The 14,920-nt window shown below is 71.8% G+C and carries 12 protein-coding genes; 4 read left to right on the top strand and 8 right to left on the bottom strand.

Annotated features, from left to right (window positions below):
- The first annotated feature begins 15 nt into the window (after positions 1-15).
- The 4 genes from PW843_26455 (at position 16) to PW843_26470 (ending at position 4,102) form a co-directional block, all read left to right on the top strand.
- Positions 16-648 (top strand): cysteine dioxygenase, encoded by a 633-nt coding sequence (locus PW843_26455; protein MDE1150111.1) that lies wholly within the window; start codon positions 16-18, stop codon positions 646-648.
- Complete coding sequence (locus PW843_26460) at positions 648-2,246, top strand: rhodanese-like domain-containing protein (GenBank protein ID MDE1150112.1); 1,599 nt, start codon at positions 648-650, stop codon at positions 2,244-2,246. The genes PW843_26455 and PW843_26460 overlap by 1 nt, the downstream gene beginning before the upstream one ends.
- 67 nt (positions 2,247-2,313) lie before the next feature.
- Entirely contained in the window at positions 2,314-2,976 is a 663-nt protein-coding gene (locus PW843_26465; GenBank protein ID MDE1150113.1) for a glutathione S-transferase N-terminal domain-containing protein, read from the top strand.
- Between the two features lie 31 nt (positions 2,977-3,007).
- Positions 3,008-4,102 (top strand): LLM class flavin-dependent oxidoreductase, encoded by a 1,095-nt coding sequence (locus PW843_26470; GenBank protein MDE1150114.1) that lies wholly within the window; start codon positions 3,008-3,010, stop codon positions 4,100-4,102.
- Here PW843_26470 and PW843_26475 read toward each other — a convergent pair.
- The 8 genes from PW843_26475 to PW843_26510 all read right to left on the bottom strand — a co-directional run bounded on the left by PW843_26475 (position 4,099) and on the right by PW843_26510 (position 14,885).
- The gene (locus PW843_26475; protein MDE1150115.1) at positions 4,099-5,253 is read right to left on the bottom strand and encodes an FAD-dependent monooxygenase; all 1,155 of its coding nucleotides are present in this window, start codon (positions 5,251-5,253) and stop codon (positions 4,099-4,101) included. The two genes, PW843_26470 and PW843_26475, sit on opposite strands and share 4 nt — an antisense overlap.
- Positions 5,254-5,416: 163 nt before the next feature.
- Entirely contained in the window at positions 5,417-6,712 is a 1,296-nt protein-coding gene (locus PW843_26480) for a M24 family metallopeptidase (protein ID MDE1150116.1), read from the bottom strand.
- A 23-nt stretch (positions 6,713-6,735) separates the two neighbouring features.
- Complete coding sequence (locus tag PW843_26485; GenBank protein ID MDE1150117.1) at positions 6,736-8,070, bottom strand: MFS transporter; 1,335 nt, start codon at positions 8,068-8,070, stop codon at positions 6,736-6,738.
- Positions 8,063-9,115, bottom strand: a complete 1,053-nt coding sequence (locus PW843_26490; GenBank protein ID MDE1150118.1) for a LacI family DNA-binding transcriptional regulator — start codon at positions 9,113-9,115, stop codon at positions 8,063-8,065. The genes PW843_26485 and PW843_26490 overlap by 8 nt, the downstream gene beginning before the upstream one ends.
- Positions 9,116-9,259: 144 nt before the next feature.
- The gene (locus PW843_26495) at positions 9,260-12,439 is read right to left on the bottom strand and encodes a CusA/CzcA family heavy metal efflux RND transporter (GenBank protein MDE1150119.1); all 3,180 of its coding nucleotides are present in this window, start codon (positions 12,437-12,439) and stop codon (positions 9,260-9,262) included.
- A gap of 13 nt (positions 12,440-12,452) precedes the next feature.
- Positions 12,453-13,631 (bottom strand): efflux RND transporter periplasmic adaptor subunit, encoded by a 1,179-nt coding sequence (locus PW843_26500; GenBank protein MDE1150120.1) that lies wholly within the window; start codon positions 13,629-13,631, stop codon positions 12,453-12,455.
- Positions 13,628-14,086 carry a TolC family protein gene (locus PW843_26505; protein MDE1150121.1) on the bottom strand — a complete coding sequence of 153 codons (459 nt, stop codon included), beginning with the start codon at positions 14,084-14,086 and terminating at the stop codon, positions 13,628-13,630. The genes PW843_26500 and PW843_26505 overlap by 4 nt, the downstream gene beginning before the upstream one ends.
- The gene (locus PW843_26510) at positions 14,073-14,885 is read right to left on the bottom strand and encodes a TolC family protein (protein MDE1150122.1); all 813 of its coding nucleotides are present in this window, start codon (positions 14,883-14,885) and stop codon (positions 14,073-14,075) included. Before PW843_26510 ends, PW843_26505 begins: the two co-directional genes overlap by 14 nt.
- Positions 14,886-14,920: the final 35 nt, after the last annotated feature.

Consider the following 14,920-nt stretch of genomic DNA (forward strand, 5'->3'; position numbering starts at 1 on the left):
TTGGCGGAGGGAACGATGAGCGACGTTAATGAGACGACAGGGCCCCAGGCGCCGGCGCGGTTGCGCGCCTTCGTCGGGCGGCTGGACGGCCTGCTGGCCCTGAACCTGCCCGAAGGCGCGTTGCTGGACCGGGCGCGGGATGCGCTGGCCGACCTGGTCGCGGCGGACGACTGGCTGCCGCCGGCCTATGCCGAGCCTGATCCCGTGCGCTATCGCCAATTCCTGCTGTACGCCGATCCGGACGGGCGCTTTTCCGTCGTCAGTTTCGTCTGGGGGCCGGGGCAGGAAACACCGGTGCACGACCACACCGTCTGGGGCCTGGTCGGCATCCTGCGGGGGGCGGAATATTCCCAGCGCTTCGTCGTCGCGTCGCGCGATGAACTGGTGACCGTGGGGCCCAAGCAGCGGTTCGAGGCGGGGGAGGTGGAAATCCTGTCGCCGGATACGGGCGACATCCACCGGGTCACCAACGCCCACCTGGACCGCACCTCCATCAGCATCCACGTCTATGGCGCCGACATCGGCCAGGTGCGCCGCTGGGTCTATCCGGCGCAAGGCGCGCGCAAGCCCTTCACCTCCGGCTACAGCAATGCCGGCGCCACGCCCGCCTTCACGCTGTCCCGCGTTTCCTCATTGGAGCCCGCCTGATGCCAGTTGCCTTGCCCACCGCCACCCCGGCGGACGTGCGCCTTGCCCTGATCGCCCGGCGCGAACTGGCCTTGTTGGACGTGCGGGAGGAGGACCCCTACGCCCAGGCCCATCCGCTGTTCGCCGCCAACCTGCCCCTGTCGCGGCTGGAGCTTGAGGTGCTGGACCGCGTGCCCCGTCGCGACACGGCCATCGTGCTGTTCGATGAGGGCGAGGGGCTGGCGGAGCGCGCGGCCGCCACGCTGGCGGATCTCGGTTATACCGACGTGCGTATCCTGGCCGGCGGCCTGGACGGCTGGCGTCAAGCGGGGTTCGAGGTCTTCCGCGATGTCAACGTGCCCTCCAAGGCCTTCGGCGAACTGGTGGAGACGGCGGCGCACACGCCCTCGCTGGCGGCACCCCAGGTGAAGGCCCTGCTGGACGCGCGGGCCGATTTGGTGGTGCTGGACAGCCGCCGGTTTGAGGAATACCGCACCATGAGCATCCCCACCGGCACCAGCGTGCCGGGGGCGGAACTGGTGCTGCGCGCCCGCACCCTGGCGCCCGATCCCGCCACCACCATCGTCGTCAACTGCGCCGGCCGGACGCGCAGCCTGATCGGGGCGCAATCGCTGCGCAACGCCGGCGTGCCCAACCCCGTCTACGCCCTGCGCAACGGCACCATCGGCTGGACCCTGGCCGGCTTCACCCTGGACCAGGGGCAGGAGCGCCGCTTCCCGGCGGTGGTGGACGCGGCGGCGCAGGAGGCGGCCCGCACGGCCGCGCGCAAGGTCGCCTACCGCGCCGGCGTGCGCCGCGTGCCTTACGCCGATCTTGAGGCGCTGGAGGAGGCCGGCCGCACCCTCTATCGCCTGGATGTGCGCACGCCGGAGGAATTCACCGACGGCCACATCCCCGGTTTCCGCAGCGCGCCGGGCGGCCAGCTGGTGCAGGAAACCGACCATTCGGCGCCCGTGCGTGGCGCCCGCATCGTGCTGTTCGACACCCTGTCCGTGCGCGCGGACATGAGCGCGTCGTGGCTGGCCCAGATGGGGTGGGAGGTGCTGGTGCTGGACGACGTGCCGGCCGCCGCCCTGTCCGCCACCGGCCCGTGGCGGCCCACCCTGCCGGCCCTGCCGGCGGTGGAGGCCATCCCCGCCGATCATCTGGCGCGGCTGCTGAAGGATGGCGGCGTCACCCTGCTGGATGTGGGGCCCAGTCCGGCCTATCGCCGGGGGCATGTGCCCGGCGCCCGGTTCATCATCCGCGCCCGCCTGGGCACTGACCTGCCGGCGGTGGCGCGGGACGGCACCATCGTTGTGACCAGCCCCGACGGTGCGGCTGCCCGCTTCGCCGCGGCGGACATCCAGGCCCTGACCGGCCGGCCCGCCCTGGTGCTGGACGGTGGCACGGCCGGTTGGGCGGCCGGCGGCCGTGACCTTGAGGTGGGGCCGGGCACATTGCTGTCGGCCCCGGATGACGTTTACCGCCGGCCCTACGAGGGCACCGACAACGCGGTTGGAGGCCATGCAGGCCTACTTGGATTGGGAATACGGCCTGGTGGGGCAATTGCGCCGCGACGGCACCCACGGCTTCTTCGTCATCCCGCCCTCGCGTGACGCCCACGACACGCCCCCCTCGCTATCGCCGCATCTGGCGGCCGACCACTGATAACGGGAACCGTCCATGTCCTTGACCTTCTATTACGCCCCCGGCGCGTGTTCGCTGGGCGTGCACATCGCGCTTGAGGAAGCGGCGGCCGACTACACCCCGCGCCTGGTGCAACTGGCGGCGGGGGAACAGCGCCAGCCCGACTACCTGGCCATCAACCCCAGCGGCCGGGTACCGGCACTGCGGACGCCTGAGGGCGTGCTGACCGAATGCGCCGCCCTGCTGACCTATGTCGCGCGGCGCCACCCACAGGCCGGCCTGCTGCCCGATGATGCCTTCGCCGCCGCCCAGGCCGCGCAGTGGCTGGCCTTCCTGGGCAGCAGCGTGCACGTCGCCTTCGCCCAGTCCTTCCGCCCGGAACGGCACACCGACGACCCGGCGGCGCAGGCGGCCCTGAAGGCGGCCGCACCCGCCCGCGTGCGGGCCCATCTGCGCCGGCTGGAGGACCACTTCGCCGCCAACCGATCCGAAGGTCGCGGCCCCTGGCTGCTGGGCGACCGCTACAGCGTGGCCGACCCCTATGCCCTGGTCTTCCACCGCTGGCTGCCCCGCCTGGACATCGACCCCGCCGACTATCCCGCGTGGGGCCACCAGGCCGACCGCCTGTATCAGCGCCCGGCCGTGCGCCGCGCCCTGGAACAGGAAGGCCTGGCCATCCCCCTTTCCGTCGCCGCCTGAGCGTTGGCCCGACCCTATCGGAGACATTCCCATGACCGTCACCTTCATCGGCCTGGTCGCCACCCGCGAAGCCTCGGAAATCCACCCGCCGCAGGGCCCCATCATCGACCGCGCTTATGTCGAGAAAAGTGCCCGGGCGCATGAGGCGGGCGGCTTCGACCGCGTGCTGGTGGCCTTCCATTCGCGCACGCCGGAAAGCATCCTGGTGGCCAACCACGTGGCCAGCGTCACCAGCCGTTTGGGCCTGATGATCGCGCACCGGCCGGGTTTCACCAACCCCACCCTGGCGGCGCGCCAGTTCGCCACCCTGGACCATTTCACCGGCGGCCGGGTGGCGGTGCACATCATCACCGGCGGTAGCGACGCCGAACTGCGCCAGGATGGCGACTTCACCACCAAGGACGAACGGTACGACCGCACCGACGAATACCTGCAGGTGCTGAAGCAGGAATGGACCAGCGACCGGCCCTTCGACCATCACGGCCGCTTCTACCAGGTGGAACAAGGCTTCGGCGATGTGAAACCGCTGCAGAAGCCGCACATCCCCATCTATTTCGGCGGATCGTCGCCGGCCGCCATCCGGGTGGCGGGCAAGCACGCCGACACCTACGCCCTCTGGGGTGAAAGCCTGGACCAGGTACGCGAGGCGGTGACCACCTTGCGGGCGGAGGCGGCGAAGCACGGCCGCACCATCCGCTTCAGCCTGTCGCTGCGCCCCATCCTGGCCGACACGGAACAGGCCGCCTGGGCCCGCGCCGGCCGCATCCTGGAACGCACGCTGGATCTGCGCCGCCAGGCCGGCCTGCCCGTCACCGGGCACACCCCGCCCAACGCCGGCTCCCAACGCCTGCTGGATGCCGCCGGCCAGGGCAGCCGGCTGGACAAGCGGCTGTGGACCGGCGTCGCCGCCGCCACCGGGGCGGCCGGCAATTCCACCAGCCTGGTGGGCACGGCCGAGCAGGTGGCGGAAGCCTTGCGCGACTATTACGATCTGGGCGTCACCACCTTCCTCATCCGCGGCTTTGATCCCTATGACGACGCGGTGCAGTATGGCCGGGAACTGATCCCCGCCACCCACGACCTGATCGCCCGCACGCGGGGTGAGCCCTTGGCGGCCGCCAACTAAAGGGCGGCGGTCAGCGGGTCGTAGGGCGCCCGGCTTTCGCGTTCGTGCGGGGGGATGTCCGACGCGCCATCGGGGCCGGCGCGGAAGATTTCCCCCTGCCGGCGGGATTCCAGCAGGATGGCGTTGGCGCGGTCGCGGCGGGCGGCCTCATAGGTCTTGAGTGCCTCCGCCGGGTCCACCTTCGCCTCGAACGCGCGGGCCAGGACGATGGCATCCTCGATGCCCAGGGCGGCGCCGAAGCCCAGGAAGGGCAGGACGGGGTGGGCGGCGTCGCCCAGCAGGCCGACACGGCCCCGCACCCAGGTTTGCAGCGGATCGCGGTCGTACAGCGCCCAGCAGGCGGTGGTTTCCAGCGGCGCGCAGGAGGCGAGGCCGATCACATCCTCATGCCAGCCGGCGAACAGGTCCAGCAGTTCGGCCCGCGTGGCGTGGCGGTTCCAGCCTTCCTCCGTGATATCCACGCCGTGGGCGAAGGCCACACAGTTCACCACCGTGCCCTGCTGGATGAGATAGCGGCTCAGGGACGCGCGGGGGCCGACGGACATGCCCAACGCCTTCGCGTAAGGCCGGGCCTGTTCCAGGGGCACCAGGAAACGATAGGCGACGATCCCGGTGCGGCGGGGTGCGGCCTCCCCGAACAGCAGGCCGCGCACGGCGGAGCGCAGGCCGTCGCAGCCGATCAGGGCGGCACCCCGCAGGCTGCGGCCGTCGGCCAGGGTCACCGTCACGCCCTCATCGTCCTGGGTGAAAGCGGTCACCCGGCTGTCCAGCTGGACCGCGTGCGGATCGTGCGCGTCGATGGCGTCCTTCAGCAGGCGGAACAGGTCGGCGCGGTGCAGCATGTGCACGTCGGCGAAATCGGTGGCGACCCAGTTGCGCTGGCCCAGCGATCCCGCCAGCGGCGCGCCCGTGCGGTAATCCAGTGCCGCCCCCGGGCGCGGCTTGTCCGACGTGGCGTCCAGCCGGTCCTTCAGCCCCAGGGAGTACAAGCTGCGGCTGGCGGTCTCGCGCAGCGTGATGCCGGCGCCGACATTGCCGATGCGGGCGGTCTGCTCCAGCACGACGACGCGGCGGCCGCGCCGTTGCAGGGCCAGGGCCGCCGTCAGGCCGGCGATGCCGCCGCCGGCCAGCAGGATGGTGTCCTCACTCATGTCTTTCCCCATTCTAGCAATGCCCCCTCAGGCGCCGGGCGCCGGCATCCGCCGGCTTGGCTGTCCTCGCGTTTCAGTCCGCTACGCTTCCCAAAACGCTCCGGCGGCCGCAGTCGCGGCCTACACGAGATGGAATCTCGTGCTTCTCTTATTTTCGAACGGATCAGCCGGCGACGATCATCGGGTCGTCGGGCGCGTTCAGGAATTCAAAGCCGCTGTCGGTGATCAGCAGCAGGTCTTCGTTATGGCCGGCGCCCCAACCCAGTTCGATGTAGGGCAGATCCAGGGTCACGCACATGCCGGGTTGAAGGGCGAAGTCCTGCGGGATGGGATAGGGGACGTCGTCGCGCGTCGGCTGGTCGTCATGCTGCAACCCGACGGAATGCAGATGGCAGGCGGCGATGACCTCGCTGGGCATCCCGGCCTTGATCATCGCCGCGCGGCCGATGGCGTTGACCTCCGAGAACATCACGCCCGGGCGGATATGTTCCAGCGCCGCGGCGCGTCCGATCTGCTGCGCCTGGTGCCGTCGCAGCAGGGTGGCGGTGGGGTCGCCGATGGAAACGGTGCGGGCGAAATCGCCCATGTAATGCTGGTACTTGGCGCCGCAGTCGATCATGTAGCTGCGGCCCGCCCGCACCACCTCGTCCGGCAGCATGCCCTGGGTGATGCCGATCAGCAGAAAGCCGATCTCCGCCCCATGCGTCGCGGCGGTGGCGGTGAAGTTGGCCCGCGCCTCCTGATAGGTCATGCCCGGTGCCAATGAGCGTGCGGCCGCCAGCGCCGCCTCGCGGCTGGCCATTTGCGCCCGGCGGATCAGGTCGATCTCGTGCGCCTGCTTCACCAGCCGGATCTCGCGGAAGATGTTGTCGCCGGGCACACAGGTCACCGCCTCATACCCGATGCGCGACAGCAGGTGGGCGATGCGCATGTCGTCGACGGCGATGCGCCCGCCGGCCAGGCCGGATTGCTGAAGCGCCCGGACCAGGGCCCATTCGATCGACGCGGCGTTGTTGGGCTGGAACCCCTGCTGTGTCGCGTTCCACCGCGCCTCGCGCGGCGACAGGTCGTTGTCGGGATTGACGGCGAAACGGTGCTGCAGGGTGGTGCCGTAGGGCACCGGCTCCTTCCGCATCTGTTCCGGCGTGGCGTCGATATAGTCCTGCCAGTTCTCCACCCCGCTGAAGGTGATGTATTCCGGCACCTCCCGGTCGCCTTTCAGCAGGTCCCAGGCGCTGCCGCTGGTGCCGACGAAGAACCCGGGCTGGGACGGGTCGCTGGGGAAGGTGGCCAGGGCCGGGAACTCCCCGCCGAAGTCGGTGAACACCGGCCAGGTGTTGCTCAGGTAATAGACGTTGTGCGGGCGCAGGGCGACCAGGCCGTCGATGCCGTGCCGTTCCATCACCATGCGGGCGCGGTCGCGGTTGAGCGGAAGCGGGCGGTGGCTTTCAGGGCTCATGGGGGTGGCTCCAATGGGATGGGTCAGGCGGTGAGGACGGCCGTGTCGGTCGCGATAGACCGGCGGCCGGCCAGCAGCAGGGTGATGGAGGCAGCACAGGCCAGGATGACGACGGCGCCCAATGCCGCGCCCACCCCGCGCGGCGTGGTGAAGACGTGGTCGCTCAGCAAACCCACCGCGAACGGCCCGATGGTCTGGGACAGCAGGTTGGTGGTGAGGGTCAGGACGGCCAGCGTCTGGCCGCGCAGGGAATTGGGCGTGACGGCGTTCAACGCGGTCAGCAGGCCGATGAAGGGAATGTTCATGGCCAGCCCCATGATGACGTAACCGACCATCGCGATGGTGGGGGCGGGGGCGACCGCCACGATCAGGGCGCCGGCGGCCACGCAGGCCAGCGCCAGCACCGCGACCAGCACCGGCGCGTCGCGCCGGCCCCACCGCCCGACCAGGCTGACGATCCATCCCCCCGCCAGGCTGCTGGCGACCCCGCAGGGCAAGCCTACGGACCCGAGGGTGCCGGCCACCATCGCGGGGGACCAGCCGAAGCCGCGGACCATGAAAGTGGGAAACCAGCCGATCAGCGCGTACGTGGCCACCATGCTGGCGGCCGACCCGCCGATCAGCGCCAGGTAGGTCAGCGGCCGCGCCGCCAATTGCCGGGCCAGCGGGCGCAGCGATACGCGTGGCGGCACGGTCCAGCCTTCGCGCCGGGGCGGTTCCTTCACGGTCAGCAGAAAGGCCGGCGCCATGATCAGCCCCGGCAGGCCGAATAGCACGAACACGATTTTCCAGCTGGGCACGCCGCCCAATTGCCCGGGCAAGGCGTGGATCAGCGCGTCGGCGAAGGCCAGCACGGCGCCGCTGAACAGCAGGGCGATGCCCGTTCCCATGCTGCCGCCCAGGCTGTAGACGGCGAAGGCCCGCGCCCGCTGTTCCGGCGGGAAATAGTCGGCGATCATCGACGTGCCGGCGGGGCTCAGCGTCGCCTCGCCCGCCCCCACGCCGACGCGGCCCAGCAGCATGCCGGCGAAGCCCGTGGCCAGGCCGCAGGCCATGGTGGCGATACTCCACACCGCCATGCCGGCGGCGATCAGCGTGCGGCGGTTCGTTCGATCGGCCAGCAACCCCAAGGGCAGGCCCATGGCCGCGAAGAACAGGGCGAAACCCAGCCCCTGCAACAGCCCGACCTGGGTATCGGTGAAGCCGAACGACGCCTTGATGGGCTGCACCAGCAGACCCATGCAGATGCGGTCGACGATGGCGATGGCGTAGCTCAGCACCAGCAGGGCCAGGCCCCACCAGGCCACGCGTCGCGGCGGCCAGCCGCCCTTATCAGGCTCAGGCACAGCTTCAAGCATCACGCTCAACTCCAGGATTGGTGGTGCCGCGCTCTTCGATCACGCATTCGAGCCATATCCGGGGTGCGGCCGCGTCCGGTGTGTTGATGCGGTCGATCAGGACGGCCACGGCGTGGTGGACCAGGCCGGCGATGGGCAGGCGGACGGATGACAGCCTTTGCGACCGCCACGCCGCCGCCGGCGTGTTGCCGATGCCGACCAAGGACAGGTCGCGCGGCACCGACAGTCCGTGGGCGAGGCGTGCGGCATCCAGGGCGCCGATGGCCATCAGGTCGGTGGCCGCGAAGATCGCGTCCGGCCGTGTCGCCGGATCGGCGAACAGGGTGTCGGCCGTGTCATGGGCGGCCTGGTAGTCCAGCGCCACCTCGCGCCAGCGGCAGGGCTCGGCGCCCGCCGCGCGCATCTCCTCGGCGAAGGCCAGGAACTCATCGCCCGGTGCCCGTCCGGCGCCGATCATGGCGACGGGCCGGCGGCGGCCATCGCGCCGCATGATGCGCGCCACATCCACGCCGATCCGACCATCGGTCCAGACCATGGCGATGTCGGGGGCGATGTCGGCGTCCCGCTGGTCCAGCAGGACGATAGGCACCCCCGCCTGGGAATAGGCGTGGGCGACCTCCGGCGACGGCCGGGCGGAGATCAGGATGGCGCCGTCGATGCTGTAGTCCAGGGCCTCACGCAGGGCCTCGTCCGTCGGCTGGTCGGGCTGGGTGACCAGCAGCAGGGTGCGCAAGGTCCGGCCGCGCAACTCCACCGTCAGCCGCGACACGAACTCGGAAAAGAAGGGGCTGTTCAGGTTGGCCAGGACGATGGCGATCAGCCCCGTTCGGCTGGTGATCAACCCCCGGGCCAGCAGGTTGGGCCGGTAGCCCAGGGCCTCCGCCGCTCTCAGCACGCGGGCCCGCGTCTGCGCCGCCACCACCGCCCCCGGGGTGTAGGTGCGTGAGACGGCGGACCGGGACACGCCGGCCAGCCTGGCCACGTCCAGGGCGCTGACCCGGCGCGGTTTGGACGTGCCGGGCAAACGGGATCCGTCGTTCGGCAATCCGCCGCTCCCTCGTGTGATGTGGCCTCCCCGGCCGTGTTGCACACGAGTGCACACCAACCTGCCGTCTGGCGGCGCGGGTGATCGCTGAACGTGTCCGCGTGATGGACGGGGCGGCGGTGAATGCCTCCCCGTCCATTCGCCTCAGCGTCCGCCGAACCGCCGGTACAGGGCGGGCAGGACCAGCAGGGTCAGGGCGGTGGCGCTGATCAGGCCGCCGATCACCACCGTGGCCAGGGGGCGCTGCACCTCAGCACCCGTGCCGGTGGCCAGCGCCATGGGCACGAAGCCCAGGGCCGCCACCAGCGCCGTCATCAGCACCGGCCTCAGGCGGGTCAGGGCGCCGTCGCGGATGGCGTCCAGGCTGGGCATCCCCTCGCCGATGCCGGCCCGGATGCGCGACACCATCACCAGGCCGTTCAGCACGGCGATGCCCGACAGGGCGATGAAACCCACGGCGGCGGACACGGAAAACGGCATGCCCCGCAGCCACAGGGCCACGATGCCGCCCGTCAGGGCCAGGGGCACGCCGCTGAACACCAGCAAGGCGTCGCGCGGGCGGCCCAGGGCGCCGTACAGCAGCAGGAAGATGACGGCGAAGCCGGCGGGCACCACCACCGCCAACCGAGCGCGCGCCGCGGTCAGATTCTCAAACTGCCCGCCCCAGCGGATCCAGGACCCGGCGGGCAGGGGTACGGCGTCCAGCCGCGTTTGCGCCTCCGCCACGAAGCTGGCGATGTCGCGGCCCCGCACGTTGGCCTGCACCACCACCCGGCGCTTGCCGTCCTCCCGGCTCACCTGGTTGGGGCCGACGCTGGTGGTGAAGGCGGCGACGGCGCCCAGGGGCACGAAGCGTGCGGGCTCCCCCGGCAAACGTACCGGCAGGGTTTTCAGGCCGTCCAGATCGTTGCGGGGTGCTTCATCCAGGCGCAGCACCACGTCGAAGCGCCGATCGCCCTCGAACACCTCCCCGGCGGTGCGGCCGCCCACGGCGATGCCGGCCACATCCAGGATGTCGGCGGCGTCCAGGCCAAACCGCCCGGCGGCGGCGCGGTCCACCTGGATGTCCAGGATGGGCAGGCCGTCGGCCTGTTCCACCCGCACGTCCGCGGCACCCGGAATGCCGGCCAGCACCCGGGCCATCCGCTCCGCCGTTCGTTGGATCTCGGCGAAATCGTCGCCGAAGACCTTGATCGCCATGTCGCTGCGCACGCCGGAGATCAGTTCGTTGAACCGCATCTGGATGGGCTGGGTGAACTCATACGCGTTGCCGGGCACGGTGTCGGCCGCCGCCTCCAGCCGGCGGATCACGTCCGCCTTGGGCCGGGCCGGATCGGGCCATGCCGACCGCGGCTTCAGGATGATGAAGGTGTCGGACACGTTGGGCGGCATGGGGTCGGCCGCCATTTCCGCCGTACCCGTCTTGGAATAGACCAGCGCCACCTCCGCCACCCCACCCAAGGCCTTTTCCACCGCCTGTTGCAGGGCGGTGGATTGGGTCAGTGACGTGCTGGGGATGCGCATGGCGTGCATGGCGACGTCCTGCTCATCCAGGGTGGGAATGAACTCCTGCCCCATGCGGGTGTACAGGCCCAGGCTCAGCAGGAACAGGCAGGCGGCCCCGAACAGAACCGGGCCGGGGCGGGACAGCGTCCGGTCCAGCACGGGGGCGTACCAGCCCCGGGCGCGGAGCAGCAGCACGCTTTCCCGTTCCCGCACCGGCCCCCGGATGGCCAGGGCGATCAGCGCCGGCACCAGGGTCAGCGACAGGATGAAGGCCACGGCCAGGGCCAGCAGCACGGTCAGCGCCATGGGCTGGAACATCCGCCCCTCCACACCGGTGAAGGTCAGCAGCGGCAGGTAGACCACCATGATGATGGCCTGGCCGTAGACCGATGGCCGCAGCATCTCCCGCGCCGCCAGCACCACCGTTTCCAGGCGCGTGGCCAGCGGCAGCGGCCGGTCGGGCGTGGCGGCGGCGTGCTGGCGTTCGCCCAGGCGGCGCAGGCAGTTCTCCGCGATGATGACGGCGCCGTCGACGATCAGGCCGAAATCCAGCGCCCCCAGGCTCATCAGGTTGGCGCTGATGCCGGCGCGGGCCATGCCGGCGGCGGTCAGGGCCATGGTCACGGGGATGACCGCCGCCGTGATCAGCGCCGCCCGCAGATTGCCCAGCAGGACGAACAGCACGGCGACGACCAGGGCCGCCCCCTCCGCCAGGTTGCGGCCCACGGTGCGCAGGGTGGCGTCCACCAGCTTGGTGCGGTTCAACACCAATTCGGCCCGCACGTCCGGCGGCAGGGTGCGGCCGACCTGGGCCAACCGGTCGGCGATGGCGGCGGCCACCGTGCGGCTGTTCCCCCCGATGCGCATCAGGGCTGTGCCCACCACCACCTCCGCCCCGTCGCGGGTGGCGCTGCCGGTGCGTGGTTCATGCCCTAGGGTCACGTTGGCGACGTCGCGCAGGAACACCGGCACGCCGTCGCGGGCCGCGACCACCACGCCGCCCAGATCCGCCAGGGTCCGCAGGCGGGCGTCGGCCCGCACCACGTAGGCCTCCCCGTCCCGTTCCAGATAGCCGGCACCGGCACCGGTGTTGTTCCGTTCCAGGGCGGCCGCCACCTGTTGCAGGCCGATGCCCCGCGCCGCCAGCCGGGCCGGGTCGGGTGCCACCTGGTACTGCTTCACATGGCCGCCGATGGCGTCCACTCCGGCCAGGCCGGGCACGGATTTCAACTGCGGGCCGATGATCCAGTCCTGGACCGTGCGCAAATAGGCCGCGCGCTCGTCCTCGGTGGTCAGCACCTGTCCCTCCGGCGTGCGGTAGTTGCCGTCGCTTTGCCAGCCGGGGGAACCGTCACGGGCCGCCTTGGCGTCGAAGGGCGCCAGGGCCACCGTCCACATCGCGACCTCGCCCAGGCCGGTGGCGATGGCGCCCAGGCGCGTCTCCGCCCCGGCGGGCAGGCCGGCCTTGGCCTCGCCCAGCCGTTCGCCCACCTGCTGGCGGGCGAAATAGATGTCCACCCCGTCGGCGAACAGGGCGGTGACCTGGGCGAAGCCGTTGCGGGACAGCGACCGCGTGCCCTCCAGCCCCGGAATGCCGGCCAGTGCCGTCTCGATGGGGAAGGTGACCTGTTTCTCCACCTCCACCGGCGACAGGGCGGGGGCGGTGATGGTCACCTGCACCTGGTTGTTGGTGATGTCGGGCACGGCGTCGATGGGCAGGCGGCGGGCGTACCAGGCGGCCATGGCCGCCACCACCACGGCCAACAGCACCACCAGGTGCCGGCGGGCCACGGCGGCCGTCAGGATCTTGTCCAACATGGGATCGGCCCCCTCAATGCTCGTGGCCGGCGGCGGCCTTCCCGGCCTCCGCCTGCAGGACGAAGGCGTTGCCGGTGGCCACCTGTTCACCCGCCGCCACACCGGCCAGCACCGCCACCGTTTGCCCGTCGTCGCGGCCCAGGCGGACCTGTCGGCGCTCGAACCCGCCGGGCACGCGCACGAAGGCCACGGTTTGGCCCTCCACCGTCCGGATGGCGGCCCGGGGCAGGGCCAGGGCGGCGGCCTCACGCCCGGTCTCGATCTCCCCGGTCACGAAGCCGCCGGGCCGCCAGGCGGCCCCCTCCGGCGCGATGACCACGCGGGCGGCGCCGGTGGCCGGATCGATGGCGGGGCCGACACGGGTGACGCGGCCCGTTGCGGTGGCACCCCCTGGGCCGGTCAGGCGCACGGGCGCGCCCACCGCCACCTGTCCCAGGTCGGCGGCGTAGACGGCGGCCTCCACCGTCACATGGGCCAGATCGGCGATGACGTAGATTTCCGCCTCCGCCGACAGGCTTTCGCCCTTGGTGGCCTTGCGTTCCACCACATGGCCGGCGAACGGCGCCTTCAGGTCCAGGCGGCGCAGGCCGCGCAGTTCCGGGCGGCGCAGGCCCCCGCCCTCGGCCAGGCCCATGGCCGTCAGGGCTTGCGCTGTGCGGCGGGTGCGGATGCGCGCCTCCGCCAGGGCGCTCCGGGCTTGCAGATAGTCCTGCTCCGCCGAGATGCGCTGGCGCCACAGCGCCTCCTCCCGCGTGGCGGTGGCCTGCGCCAGGGCCTCCTGCTCCCGGGCGGCCAGATGGTCGGCCTGGGCCTGTGCGGCTTCGGCGCTCTCCAGCACGGCCACGGTTTCGCCCGCTGCCACCGGGTCGCCCGGGTTCTTGGCCAGGACGGTGACCACGCCCGGCACGCGGGCCGCGATGTGGGCGACATGGTCGGGGTCCGCCGCCACCGTGCCGGTGACGCGGACGCGCCGGACCAGGGTGCCGGGGCCGGCGGCGATGGTGGCGATATGTGCCGCGGCGATCTGCTGGTCGGTAAGGGGCAGCAGCGCCTCGTCGTCGCCATCATGATGGGCGGCGGCCGGTTCCTCCGGTGCGGCACCCTGCGGCGCGTGGCCGGTGGCGGCCCAGGTGGCCAGGGCGGTCAGCACCAGGGCGCCGGCGCCCCAGCGGATGGGATGGGGGATGGTCATGGCATGTCTTCCGAAAGGGGGGCGGCGCCGCGAAGACGGTCCAACGCGATACGGCTTTCCTGGTAGTCGCGCAGGGCGGTGGTCAGGCCCAGCCGCGCGTCCAGCAGCGTGCGCTGGGCGTCCAGGACGTCCAGGTAGGGGAACTTGCCCTGGCGATAACCTTCCTGGGCCAGGGCGCCGGTACGCTCCGCCCCCGGCACCACGGTTTCGGCCAGGGTGCGGGCCTCGGCCCGGGCGGTGGCCAGCCGGTCGCGGGCGATGGCCAGGGCGGTGTCATGCTCCCGCCCTGCGCGCTCCATCTCCATCTCCGCTTCCAGGGCTTCGGCCCGCGCGCGGCGGATGTTGCCCCGGTTGGTGTCGAAGGCGGGAATGGGGATGGTCAGGCCGACCACGGCGGCGGTGTCGCCGCCATCGTTGAAGCGGCGGATGCCCGCGCCGATCTTAACGTCCGGCACGGCCTTGGCCCGCTCCACGCCCACCGCGGCGCGGGCGCGGGCCAGTTCCGCCCGCCAACGGGGCCAGATCCGGCACGTCTCCGCCGGCCTCGGCCGCCCCGTCGGCGGCCAGAAGATGAAGGGCGGCGGTATCCAGTTGGGCGGCCGCCACCGGCCGGTCAATCAGCAGGGACAGGGCGTGGCCGGCCGCGTCCTCATCCCGCCGGGCGCGGGCGGCGTCCACCGTCGCCTGGGTCAGGGCCAGGCCGGCGCGGTCCTCCCGCATCGGGCTGTCACGGCCGGCCTGTACCCGGCCGGCCACAGCACGCCGGGTTTCATCCGCCAGGGCGCGCTGCTCCTCCACGATCTGCCGCCGCTCGTGGGCGGCCAGAACGGCGATGGCGGCCAGGCGCACGTCGCGCGCCAGGTCCAGGCGCACGGCGTCGCGGTCCAGGGCGCCCCGGTGCGCGGCGGCGGCGGCGGTGTCCCGTCGCCAGCCGCGCTTGCCGCCCATCTCTATCGTCTGGGTCAGGCTGTAGGTCGTCTCCAGCGCCTTGGCGCCGCGATAGGGGCCGCTGCCGGCGGCGTTCTCGGCCTGGATGCCGAACTCCGGGTTGGGCAGGGTGTCGGCTTGCTCCGCGGCACCGGCCAGGGCGTCGGCGCGGGCGTCGGCCGCCCTCAGGGCGGGTGAGGTGGCCAGGGCCAGGGCGACAAGGTCATCGAGGGTAAGCGTGGGGGTGGGGGGCGGTGACGCGGCCGCCCCCGGCGGGGTCCAGGCGACGGCAAGCGCCGCCACCAGGCCCAGGGCCGGGATACGCATGGGGATAGGCTCCGGATACGCGGGAATCGTTCACC

The organism is Azospirillaceae bacterium (genome assembly GCA_028283825.1).
GTDB lineage: Bacteria > Pseudomonadota > Alphaproteobacteria > Azospirillales > Azospirillaceae > Nitrospirillum.